Genomic DNA, 12,784 nt, shown 5'->3' with positions numbered 1-12,784 from the left:
AAATCATTACTTGGTTTTATTATTCTTTTTATTGTCCTTCTTAGGAGGTGTTGTTTTATCAAATCCGGCAGGATAAAGTATAGCCTTAACGGGTTGTATAGTACCGAGCTGCAGATCTATAAAACCGGCTATAAGAGAAGGGCTGATCTCTCGCAATTTGTCTTCGTAATCGGCCACGAAGAGTAAAGACTCGTCACCATTGAAGATAGCGTTTCGGATATAGCTACTCCAAAAGGAATCTTTTTGCTTTTGGAGGTCCATCTCCTTGCGAAGGTTGTTTTTGACATCTTCCAGGGTAGCGGCCATACTTTCCGGATGGTCGATCAGTTGCTGTATGCGGTTATGAATGGTCTGGACCAGAAGCTCAGCATCTTCGGGCTTACAGCTAAACTGGATACTGGTACGGGCCAATGGCCCGGGAAGCAATGTCGAACTACCGGTTACACCGACACTGTAGACCTTACCCATTTCCTCCCGGAGTTCTTTCAAAAACTGGGTACGTAAGACAGCAGTAGCGATATCGGTACGCAATTGATAATCCTGGTAATCCATAGGTATGCTGTTGCTTTGATAGGTTAACCACACTGTTGCCTTGGGGGTGTCCCCGTCGTATTTTAGGAACGTGGTGCCGGCTGCTACCGGAGGGCGTACATAGCGATATGCCGTGTCGGAAGTGCCACCTGGAAGTGCACCAAGATAGCTCAGGATCATTTCCTTTAGTTCTTCATCCTTAGGGTCGGCAACGACGATAAATGTATAGCCTGAGGCCGGACCAAAAGCACGGTCAAAAATGGGCAGCAATCGATCTTGTCTCAACTCTTTTGCAAGGACCTGATCGGTTATCTCCTGGCTGGTGTAATCTCTTCCATTGACAATATACCCCAGGTCACGTCCAAAGATCGAGGCAGGTGTCTGATTGGTATGGCGATAGGTATCGATGGCTTTTTCTTTGACCTGTCCGAAGGTGGTACTATCCACACGCGGAGCGGTCCATTTTAGATAAATGAGCTGCAATAAGGTCTCTATGTCACGAGGATCAGCGCTACCTGCAATACCTGAACGTGTTTTGTCAATTAAGAAACGGACGGAAGCCGAGCTGCCGCTTAGATAATGATTCAGGGATTCCCGGTCTAGCGTACCGGCACCGCTTAAGGCCACAATCTGGCTGGTATATAGACCGCTGATATAATCGGTAGAGTCAAGGCTATATAATCCCCCCTTTCGAAAACCGGTAACACTGATACGGTCCCGCTCGACAACCGGTTTGCGGAAAATAACACGTACACCGTTAGAAAGTCCGATCTCTTCGGCATCAATGGAATGACGCTGTCCCTGTGCCACAATAGTAGCGGGAGCTGGGGCATTTTCCAGCAGAGCCGTCACCATATCCATGGGCTTGTGGTAGCGTGGCTGTACCTTGTCGTGTGCCTGTTGAAACCAAGACATGACTTGAGTTTCACTGGGCAGAATCGATGCTATCTGCGGATAACCCGTGAGCAGGTAGTAGGCATTGTCCGGGTAATACCAATGTTGAAGATGCCGCAATAGGGATGTAGAATCGATCTGTGTGGTATTGTCAACGTACCAATCGTACTCCTGCTGCGCCGATATAGCCGGCTGGCCTTTGTAATAATCATTATAGATATCGTCCATCAATATTGCGGAAGGGGTCGGCCGATTGCTTGATGCCTTACGTTGCAGGGCTGCTTCGTAGCTCTTCTTGATGCTGGCAATTTCATTGCTATCAAAACCGTACTGTACCAATTGCGCAAGGTTGGTGGCAAATTCGATGATTGACGAGTCGGGCTTATCCGGATTGATACCGACACTCGCCAGTACGATTTGCTTTGTATTCAGAAAACCCGATGACTGTAAGCTTCCTTTGGTATAAGCAGGATTCTTGAAAGCAAGATCACGGAATCTCTTGCGGATCAAAAGTTTTAATAGATCCGATTCCAGATAGTGGAGATGTTCCTTTTGGTTGCGTACAGGCTGAGGAAGGTCGAGCAGACGAATAACATGGAGTTCTGCCTTGGATTCTCCGTCATCAATGACTTGATGGAAGCTGCTTTTGGTATAATTGGGAATGGGCCACTCCCGGGGCTGTTTGTTATTCCCAGGTAATGCGCCAAATTTGTCTTTGATGAGTTTGACGACCTGGTCTTCATCGATATCGCCGACTATCGCGACAGCGGTAAGCGATGGGCTATACCAATCTTGGTAGTAGGTTCTGATCTGCCCGGCGGGCGCATGGAGGATGACAGCTGTATCGCCGATCACCTTACGGTCGGCATAGTGGGATCCGTTGAACAGGGCGTTTAAGAAGGCCTCTTCAGCCCCTTGCCCACCTGTCTTACGGGAGAGCCACTCGGAATAGATGATACCTCTTTCCTTTTCTATAGCCGTACTGTCCAGCTGTAGTCCTCCTATCCAATCGGCTAGGATAGTCAACGTTTTATTGACCAAGCTGCTATCTTTTGACGGGAGCTGCAACTTGTATACGGTTTCATTATAGGAAGTATGTGCATTGAGATCTTTACCAAATTTGGCACCCTGTTGTTCTAGAAAACGGACCAGTGAGTCTCCGGGGAAATGATGGGTTCCATTGAAGGCCATGTGCTCTAGAAAATGGGCCAATCCCCGCTGCGCCTCTTGCTCTGCCAATGATCCGGTTTTGAGAAAAAGCCGATAGACAGCCTCGCCGGACGGATAGGGATTGTGACGGACGTAATAAGTCAATCCGTTGTCTAGCTTACCTTTTATAGTGGGTGACTCTGTCTGCTGTGCAGCTGCCGTAGACCATAAAAATAGGCTAATATAGGTTAGTATATAGATACACCAAGCTTTGTACATGCTTTGTTATTTTACTTTTGTGATGACAAATTTTTTCTGAAGCTGATCGGGGCCCGGCAAACCAAGTGTAAGGTTCTGGCTATTGCCCGTCAGCTCAATAGTGAGCGTATTATCTTTTTTGGGGTCTAAATCGGGGCTTGCCTTCCAACGTATCCGCACCGGCATATCCCATATACCGGGTAAGAAAACTAAGCTATTACCGGGGGTGACCATTTCATAATCGACACCCTCTTTCAACCCATTTCCAGGAGTCACTTCGAAAGAAACGCTGAGGTTTTCAGTAAGTGGTTTAGAACTCAGATAAATATTATAGGTCCGTACGGAGTTGGCCATATAGTTGACCGTCTCGGTAGAACTGTTGTTATTCATGATATGAATAAATGGGTGGTCAAAGGGAGCTTGTTCCTCTTTGCCGCAGCCTGCCAAAAATAAAATTAGACAGGTTGTACTATATAATATTGTTCTTCTCATCTTCGCTTTCTAATTATTGACAGTAGGGTTGGGTTTCATATTCGGGTTGGCATCAAGTTCCCGTAGTGGAATGGGTAAGATAAAATAGTCGCTTGGATACGTCAGCTTCTGCGTGGTTGAGGTCGTGTTGGCCACGCGTACCAGATCCTGCTTCCTTCTGGTGATATCAAATAATCGATGCCCTTCCAGTCCCAGTTCGCGGATACGCTCTTGGTAGACTATTGTTTTCATGGCTTCTATATCACTTTCCGGCAAGGTGATAGCTTCCGGAGACAGGTTGCGGGCACGTCCTTGGATAGCCTTGATATCGGCAGCGGCAAGCTCAGGTTGCTTCTTGGCAATATATGCCTCAGCACGGTTGAGGTACACTTCTGAAGCACGTAGAATCAAAGGATTAATGTGTTGTTTACTCCTCTCTGAACTGGTCTGTACAGCATCAAATTTGCGGCTTACGTAGTAGAAAGACGACCCTGCATCTATTTGCAGCAAGAGTGCATTTTTACGGATATCATTCGCTTCATCAAAAGAATTGATAAAAATATTGGAAGGCGCTCCCGAAGGGTAGGCAAATTTGTCTTCGCCTGTCCGAAAATTATAAAAGCTGAATAAACCAGAGCCCTTATCTTCTCCATTTAAGCGGAAGATCGTTTCTTTTTCCTGTCCTGCTAGGTTCAAAAACATATCCATATAATCCGCATGGGCTACTAAGGGTTTTGCTGTAATCACGGCACTGGCATAAAAAATTGCCTGGTCCCAGTCTTCCATATATAGGTATATGCGGGAGAATAGGGCTTGGACTGCTTGTTTGGACACATAATAAGGTTGTTGCTTTTGTGTACGCAGTTCGGGCGTATTGTTGTAGATACGCTCAGCTTCTTTGAGGTCATTGAGGATAAACTCATATACTTTTTTGACCGGTTGCCGTGCGACATTGTCATCTGGGCTGGGGGTCTGTGTCAAAATGGGTATCCCTAGATGTGTCGCTTCAGCGGTATAGTTGTACGGTTGGGCGTAGGCTCTACAAAGGTCAAAATGTGCCAAGGCACGTAAAAATAAAAGCTCTGCTTTGTAGATTTCTAATTCCTTTTGGTTCAATGGGTATTTTTGTTGTAACGAAGGGAGGTAGAACAAAGCATTGTTGACATTGGCCAGTGCAGCCAGAATATCGGACCATATCTTAGCGGATGGAGCTGCTTCCTGTTCGGGGACAGACTGTAAGTTATAAATATTGACCTCTCCCTCGTTGATTAGCGAAAGATCTGGATTCAGGAGGTCCCCAGCCAGCTCGGGATAAAGATAAAAATGACTGGAATAATAGTCGTAGGTTTTGGCATATGCGCCAGGAATAGCAGCACGGATACCATCCATATCCGAGAAAACGGTAGGGATCGTCGTTTGACCTACGGGAGTGACATTCAAGAACTTGGTACAGCTGCTGGCCCCCATCACTAGCACAGTGAGTAGACTATATATTTTTATTTTTCGAATATTCATGTTTGTGTTTGCTTAGAATTTTACATTTAACCCTGCTGAAATGGTGGTCTCTATCGGATATCCTGACATGGTCTGTTTATAGGAGTTGCGATCCGCCTTGTCATAAGGAGTCCATACCCCGATGTTATCAGCGAGTAAAGAAACACTAGCTCCTTTTAACCCGATCCGTTGGGCCCATTCCTGGGATAACTCGTAGGTCAGATAAACATTCTTTAAGCGAATAAAAGTCGCATTTTGCAGGTACCTCGTCGAGTTCATCGTGGATCTAGCATTGGTGACCTGCCACAGGGGTTTGGGGGATAGCGCCAGATCACCGGGCTGTTGCCATCTGTCCAGTTGATTGATCGATTGATTATTTTCCATAAGGTTAAGACCATCGGATGATGCACTACGTCCGAACGACGTAAATTTGTACCCCCCGACCGAATAGACTGCCAAAAGGCTTAGTGTCCAGTCTTTATATTGGAAGGTATTATTGATTCCTCCAAAAAACAATGGAGTAGAGTTTTTGTTAGGTATACGGTCCGCATTATTATACGTACGGGTTATATTTCCATTGATATCGTACCAAAGGGGTGCACCATCGCGCGGATCTACCCCTGCCCATTGTACAAGATAGTAGGTACCTAAATCGTAGCCTTCTCTCCAGATCGTGCGTTCTCTGGTCTGCGATATCCCTTGGTAAAGCTCCAATAGTTTATTGTTGTTATGAGCTGCATTTAAGTTGGTCCGCCAGCTGAAATTCTTATTCTCTATATTGATAGTCTCAATATTCATTTCGATACCCTGATTTCGTGTAGAGCCTATATTGCGGCTTACCCGGGTATCCCCTGTGGTACGTGATACGTCCTGTTCTTGCATGAGGTCTATCGTCTTTTTGTGGTAGACCTCTACCTCTACATCTATCCGGTTATTAATGTTGGCACGTAGTCCAATATTGGTCATTTTCGATTGTTCCCAGCTCATTTTTCGGTTCCACACGCTGAGCATTGTTGTTCCGCTCTGGCCAAAATAGTTGCTGGATGTACCATAGGTATACAGCCCTTGTGCACGTACATTCCCTAGGCGGGAGTTTCCCAGTGTACCATGGGAAGCTTTAAGCTTCAATGTTTTTAGGATGTCGCTTTGGAAAAACTCTTCGTTGTGGATATTCCATGATCCACCGATGGACCAAAAATTACCCCATTGTGTATCTTCACCAAAATCGGAATTACCATCCGAGCGCCAGTTTAGGTTGAGGTAATATTTGCTGTTGTAATTATATCCAGCCTGCCCAAAAAAGGAAGCACGTCGTACTCTGCTGGAGGAGCTGCTACCGTTTTCCCGAACTGCCGCATACGATACTTCTTTTATGTGGTCATTTGCAAACCCACTACCATAGGAAGATAGACTTTTTTTATCCTCAGAGCTGGCTTCGAAACCCAATAACCCTGTTACATTATGTTGCCCGAAACGACGGTTATAGTTTAATCTCTCGATGATCGACCAATTCAGGAAATTGGCGTGCGCACGAGTAGCATAACCTCTTGGCTCACCCTGACTGGAGATACCTGACCAGTTGGTGCGTGCTTCATAAATCTCTTCGTGGCTACTTTGAATATTAGCTCCCACCTGGCTGGTGAATTTTAGTGAAGGTAAGATCTGGTAATCAATCAGAAGGTTATTTACAGAATTGAGACTCCGCTGGAAGTCATCATTTTCCTCCCGTCTGGCAACACTGTTGAAAAACTTACGTGTATCTACGCTAGGCGTAAGATTTCCCGTCGTGGGATCTTGAAAGGGGAGAATCAGATCATTCCACAGACGTAAGGACCCGTCTTCATTATAGGGCGAGAATATCGGTAGTATCGCATACGAATCTGAACTAGGATTGAAAATGTCATTCACATTGTAAGAACCGGACATCTGTAGGGCGACATTTAGTTTATCTGTAATTTTGAAGTCGATATTGCTCCGTAAGGAAAATCGGTCTTGCTGGTTACCTTTGATCGTTGATTTATTTGAGAAATACTCTCCGGATACAAAATAATCTACAGCCTCTGTACCTCCACGGATGCTGAGGTTGTTTTGAGAATATGTCCCTGTCCCATAATAAACGTCATACCAATCGGTATCGGTCGTACTGTAGGGGTTGTTTGGCAAGTCCTGAAAGGGGAAGAAAGCCATATCATTGCCTGGTACATTGTGGTAGGCCTCTAGTGCGAGTTCTCTGTATTGCTCCGCATCCAATACCTTGAACCGCGTAGATCTATTGATCTTTGCAAGCCCATAACGTGAGGTAACGTTTAGCGCAGGGGCGCTCTTCACACCTTTTTTTGTGGTTATTAAAATTACTCCATTAGCTCCGTCTGCACCATAAATAGAAGCCGTTGTGGCATCTTTAAGGACAGTGATGCTCTCGATATCGTCTGGGTTAAGGTAGGATAACGGGCTTACGGATGTATTCATTCCAGGAATTAAATTTGTCCGCTCACCCGTATAAAGGCGTATACCATCTACAATCCACAAAGGTTCATTGGAGGCTGTTAAGGATGCCTCCCCCCGCACACGTACATTCATCCGGGGGCGTGTACTGCTGGCCTGATCGGTATTGAAATTGACTTGAAGTCCCGGTACCAATCCCTCCAACAGATTATCAATACGCTGCGCCGGTAGATTTTTGATCTGCTCGGCAGTGACCTGAAAAGCACTGCCGACCATGTCTGATCTTTTTTGCGCAACCCCATATCCGCTGACGATAACCGCCTCTTCTAATACGTTGATTTTTTCTTTGAGCTGTACATCTATCGTGTTCTGTGCCCCTATTGTAATCTCGCGGGCATCCATCCCTACATAGGAAAAAACCAAAATAGGGTTAGTTGTGTTCGACTTAACCGTAATTTCATAGCCTCCACGGCTATCGGTCTGAATGACACTTGCCGGTTGGCTTTTGAGGTAGATTGTCGCCCCTACTAAAGGAACATTTGACTCGCTAAGAACCCGGCCTCTGATGACACGCTGTTGCTGCATCGTATTGGTCGTACTTTTACTGTTCTGCTGCGAAGCTTTGCGTATAATGATAACCTTATCGTCTATTTCATACTGCAATCCTGTAGACTTCAGCAAATTGCTCAGTACTAGGTCTAATCGTTGGTCTTTAATATCTATTTTTCCAGACCGTAGGTTTTTAACATCTTCTTTTTTATAAAGAAAGGTATAGCCGCTCTGTGTTTCCAGTTTATCAAAGACTTCTTCAAACGACAGGGGAGCAGCGATTGATAAGCTGATTTTGACATTAGTTTTCGATTGGCTAAAGGCGTGCACGGGTTGTTGCAGCGGCAATAAAAACGTCGCCAACAGGCAGCCTGTCTTTAGCATTCGAATTAAAAATTGGTGTTTCATTAGTCAGTTATTGTTTTTTATGTATTGTTGCTACGTTTTGCTATTACTTTATCTTCAGTTGCCTGTAGGCTAATATCATCGAGCTTTTCAAATTTCCGCAACACATCATTGACGTCGGGGTATAAAAGGATTTTTCCAGTGACCGACATGTTGTGCAGCGATCTGTCCGCTAATGCAATCTCCAGATTGTACCAACGGCCGATCTGGCGTAATATCTCACTCATCGGTAGGTTGTCAAATGCCAGCCATCCATCTTTCCAGCTCGCCGCGATTGCTGTATTGGCCATGGATATGGAAGTTGCGCCCGTGGATGGCTCGAATTGTGCCTGATTTCCGGGTTGGAGAAATTGTTCTTTTCCCCTGCTCTGTACAGATATCTGTCCTTCTATTAACGTGGTGTAATGAATAGGTTCGTTGTCGTAAGCTTTTATATTGAATATGGTGCCGTATACACGTATCTGCTGTTGTCCGGTCTCGACAACAAATCGCTTGTTGCTCATGGGAGCGACCTCGAAATAAGCTTCTCCTTCTAAATGTACCCGTCGCTCGTCTGGAGCAAAGACTGCCGGAAAAGTAAGCGTAGATCCCGCATTGAGGAATACCTTGGAACCATCCGATAGGACGATCTGATATTTTTTCCGGAAAGGCACAATGATTTTATTGATGTCTGTCGGCTGTGCATCCTCCATGGATTGCACATGGAGTACGCTATCATTTCCTCTAAATTCAGTTTCATTGGCGCGAATAAAGGAAAGCGTGTCGGTTTGGATACGTTGGCCTGTGGCAAGCATCAATTGTACGCCATCCGTTGTGTCCTGCTGCGTCAATAATACTTCAAGTCTGGGTGCTGACGGCGATAACATACGCAATAAAACGAATGATATCCCCACGACGACAGCTATACTCGCGGCGATCCATGCATAGGGATTCCAAGACCATAATCTGACCGGAGCTACCTCCTCTTGTGCTTGCTTAAAGGCATTTTTTGCATCGAAGAACTCCAATTGCTGCAACTCTTGCTGCACCTTTACCGGGTTACTCAGTTCATCAAAAAGAGCCCTGAGCTTGGGATCATTGGCCAGTTGCTCTTCAAACTCTTGCCGTTCGATCGGAGTCAATTCGTCAGTGCGGTACTGTACTATTTTTTTTGCAAGGTCAAACGGGTCTTTTTCAATCATTTCATGATGTGTTTAGCCTTATTACAGATAACAAGCCTAAAAGGATTAGTCAGAAATGATATTTTTATTGAAAGGCTTCCCAAAGGATCAATACCAGCAGGGGATTTAAGTCGCGCAGGCTGAGCTGAAGTGCCTTTTTAGCGTTATTTTTATGTACTTTGACCGTGTTGATGCTGATGGATAACAAGTCTGCTATTTCTGGATTTGACTTATGTTCCAAAAACGCTAGATTAAAAACCTGTCTGGTTTTTTCTGGCAGCTGGTTTACCGCATCGCCTATCTGTTTGTAGACCTCAGCTCTCACGATGGTATAAAAATGATCCTCTTGCCGATAGATGTCTGGATTGTCCTTACCTAGACCTTTCAGGATACGGGAGCGTGAATTGTCTTTGTTCAACTCGTTGATCGTTGCATTTTGGACACTTTTGTACAAATAATTCCGGAGGTGCTGAAAACTGTCAAAAGCCATATTTTCCTGCCATATTTTGATGAGTATGGACTGTACAACATCTGCTGCCTTCTCTCGGTCATTTAGGATGTCGTTCGAGAAAAAACAAAGTTTTTGGTAAAAATGCTCATAGACATACTCCCAACTTTTCTTATCCTTTCCTAAATTTTTAAAGTCAATTTGCATATCCTGTTGTCGTACTATGGTCAGGTAGACTCTGAGTCCTTAAAGCTGTAGATCAAACCTACATGAAATCAGGTTTATCAGCGATATTGTGTCCTCAAACCTACATAAATTCACCACCAAATGCAATATGATGACGTAGTTATATAAAAATAATTCTGTAGATTTTCTTATTTGCACGGAGTCATATATTGTAAACGAAATATACGAAATAATTATGTGAAGCCGAAGACAAAGCGATTGAGAGCAACCTACGCTCGCGCCTCTCTCCAGAGAGCTGTGTCATTAAGCCATTAGAGCTCTGAGCAGACGCTGGCCAAGGGTAAAAAAGAATTTCTGTATACAGACAAGACACGGAAAAGCCGCCTGGTCCTTCCTCCAAGCGGCTACCCACTTAAAACAACACAGATCCGCATGCGGGCCTATAAACCTAAAATACTAAAAATGTATCAATTACAAAAAAAACATATAATAATTTGAAAAACCTCAGGAACTTCCTTATAAACGGGATACGTGATTCCGAGCTTTCATAACACCGCTAAACTGTATGTATACCAAAAAGCCATTTGGCACTATCGTACCAAACGGCTATATCGTATTACCAGTAAAATCCCTACAGCTTATCGATCTGTTCTACGGAAAGACCGGCACCTTTGAAGATATCCGCAATAGATAAATCCATTTTTCTATTCCAAGATAATAGCGATTGTATTTTTGCGCTTTCCCTGCATTCAAAACATACTTTTCTGTGAAAAAATACCTAAACCTGGGTATTGACTTTTTTGAGGGACGGGGGCATCTTTGGTAGAATAAAAACTTAAGGAAAACTATAAATATTGAAAACTTTATTAATAATATTTTTTTCACTTTGTACTGTTCAGTTGAGTATTGGACAAGTAACCAAAGTGGAGTTACAGAGACAACCCGATAGCAGAATCTATATTCGATTAGGATATCAAACCGAATCATCTTTTGGGGAACAACATGCGGGAGCTGTTGTGAAAAATAACACAGGTGATGACTTAGGCATAAAGCTAAGCGTTACAGTACATTTGACCTGTGGAAGCTCCTTCTCCTACAACGCAGGAATAGATGGCGTGATCAACTTGGCAGGAGGCAAACAGACTGATGCCAACTTTTTCTTCGACACTAATGGTATGTCAAAAGAGGCCGTAAAAGAGTATGAAAGGCTTTGTGGCAAAAGAAAAAAAGGGCAGAAGACAGTTATTTCAGGGATAAGCTGTTCGTTAATTAGTGTTGTGAATTACAGTCAGCAAAAACGGGACGAACAGGCCAAAAGAGAAAAAGAAGAAGCAGAACGCAAACGCCTAGCTGAAGAAAAAGCAAGAAAAGAAGCGGAACTGAAAAAACAAAAAGAAGAAGAGCAAAAAAGACTGGCCAATGAAAAAGCTAAACAAGAAGCCGAGAATCAACGTCTAGCGGAAGAAAACAGAAGAAAACAAACGGCAAGTGATCAATCTGCAAACGGCTCTGCGCGCACAGAAACAACCGTAAGCCGCTCTTCTAAAACAGAAGAGCCAAGGAAAGATTTTGTCTTGGGAAATGTCTCAGTAGAGCAATACAGAAATTATCCCGAAGAATTTAAAACCAACGATGGAAAGTACATCAAGAAGGATAATGGACACTTGGTGTATATCTCGGAACAAGAATATAACCAACGCAAATATGAGCACAAAGCAAATTTAGAACGACAGGGCGAACAAGCAAGAGCACGATTGCTAGAGGAACAAAACCGCAAGGCACAAGCCACTATCGATAATATCCGCCGACAAGAACAAGAGAGAGTGGCACGTAATGAGCGTTCTGATGCTTATATGCAGCAGGCATCTTATTATGGTGCTCAGGCATCTTTTGCCAAGGAAATGCGTATAGAGGCAAGTAGTTTTCAACAAACTCACACCAATCTGGCTAGCTTGGAAGCAGAATACAGTGCTAAATTAAGACAGCTGTCCGCCTCAGCAGCAACAGAACAACAAGCGACATCAGCGGCTTATGCATCGGCTGCAGCAAGTATTGCCGAAGCAGGATGGGGCAATTCAGAACTCAGCCAATCGGCAGGACAATTAGGAGCAGCAATCGGAGGACTTATAGCATCTAGTAGAGCTGATAAAGCCCGCAAAGAACTCGCCGAGGAAAGGAAACGACAAGCAGAAGATATTGCCAAGGCCATGGCAAAAGCAAAAAAAGAACACGAAGAGGCCGAACAAAAGCTGAAGGCCGAAGCGGAACGTCTACGCAAAGAAGCTATCAGAGAAGGTATCATTAATTTGAGAAAACAGCTAGCACAAACATTTGTTGACGGCGGTACGCCCCTGCAAAAACATAACATTACCCAACCGGAAGTATATTTATTCGCTTATTCTTCATCAAAGAATGATTGGAAGAATGCAAATAGTTCATCCATTCTTGTCAGTAATATCATACCTATATACAAGATGAGCGATGATACTTTTCCCTATAAAAATGTGGTATTAAAAACATTAAGCTCTTTGGGAAATGTAGATGATATTACACTGATCGGCTTTTTTACTGATAAAACAGAAATCGAAGAGATACGAAAAAACTTTATATCTAGTGTACAAAAAGCAGAATTTATGGTAAAAACTGTAGATATAAAAGTAAAAGAAAACAGGAACATAAATAAACCGATTTCGAACGATAATGATTTTTGGGAAACAGGACAAACACCCGTCAAAACAAATCAAACGAATAGCCAAACCAGCTTTTGGGATTAAAAACCAACTAATACATATTA

Annotated in this window: 8 protein-coding genes; 2 read left to right on the top strand and 6 right to left on the bottom strand. The window is 43.9% G+C overall.

The features are described 5' to 3' along the window. Nucleotides 1-6 precede the first annotated feature (6 nt). The 6 genes from JKG61_RS13675 to JKG61_RS13650 all read right to left on the bottom strand — a co-directional run bounded on the left by JKG61_RS13675 (nt 7) and on the right by JKG61_RS13650 (nt 10,011). Nucleotides 7-2,853 (bottom strand): M16 family metallopeptidase, encoded by a 2,847-nt coding sequence (locus tag JKG61_RS13675; RefSeq protein ID WP_202103519.1) that lies wholly within the window; start codon nt 2,851-2,853, stop codon nt 7-9. Nucleotides 2,854-2,859: 6 nt separating this feature from the next. Further along, entirely contained in the window at nt 2,860-3,324 is a 465-nt protein-coding gene (locus JKG61_RS13670; protein WP_202103518.1) for a hypothetical protein, read from the bottom strand. A gap of 9 nt (nt 3,325-3,333) precedes the next feature. Next, nucleotides 3,334-4,818 carry a RagB/SusD family nutrient uptake outer membrane protein gene (locus JKG61_RS13665; protein WP_202103517.1) on the bottom strand — a complete coding sequence of 495 codons (1,485 nt, stop codon included), beginning with the start codon at nt 4,816-4,818 and terminating at the stop codon, nt 3,334-3,336. A gap of 12 nt (nt 4,819-4,830) precedes the next feature. Next, entirely contained in the window at nt 4,831-8,199 is a 3,369-nt protein-coding gene (locus JKG61_RS13660; RefSeq protein WP_202103516.1) for a SusC/RagA family TonB-linked outer membrane protein, read from the bottom strand. Between the two features lie 17 nt (nt 8,200-8,216). Further along, nucleotides 8,217-9,377: a FecR domain-containing protein gene (locus JKG61_RS13655; RefSeq protein WP_202103515.1), complete on the bottom strand. Its 1,161-nt coding sequence runs from the start codon at nt 9,375-9,377 to the stop codon at nt 8,217-8,219. A 64-nt stretch (nt 9,378-9,441) separates the two neighbouring features. Then, complete coding sequence (locus JKG61_RS13650) at nt 9,442-10,011, bottom strand: RNA polymerase sigma-70 factor (protein ID WP_202103514.1); 570 nt, start codon at nt 10,009-10,011, stop codon at nt 9,442-9,444. A 544-nt stretch (nt 10,012-10,555) separates the two neighbouring features. Between JKG61_RS13650 and JKG61_RS23100 the strand changes: the two genes are divergently transcribed. Next, complete coding sequence (locus JKG61_RS23100; protein WP_262896202.1) at nt 10,556-10,684, top strand: hypothetical protein; 129 nt, start codon at nt 10,556-10,558, stop codon at nt 10,682-10,684. Between the two features lie 322 nt (nt 10,685-11,006). Beyond that, nucleotides 11,007-12,764 carry an MAP7 domain-containing protein gene (locus JKG61_RS13645; protein ID WP_202103513.1) on the top strand — a complete coding sequence of 586 codons (1,758 nt, stop codon included), beginning with the start codon at nt 11,007-11,009 and terminating at the stop codon, nt 12,762-12,764. Nucleotides 12,765-12,784: the final 20 nt, after the last annotated feature.

The organism is Sphingobacterium faecale (genome assembly GCF_016746095.1).
In the GTDB taxonomy this organism is placed as follows: domain Bacteria; phylum Bacteroidota; class Bacteroidia; order Sphingobacteriales; family Sphingobacteriaceae; genus Sphingobacterium; species Sphingobacterium faecale.
Note: the sequence above shows the minus strand (reverse complement) of the source record. Positions and strands in the feature narration are given on the sequence as shown.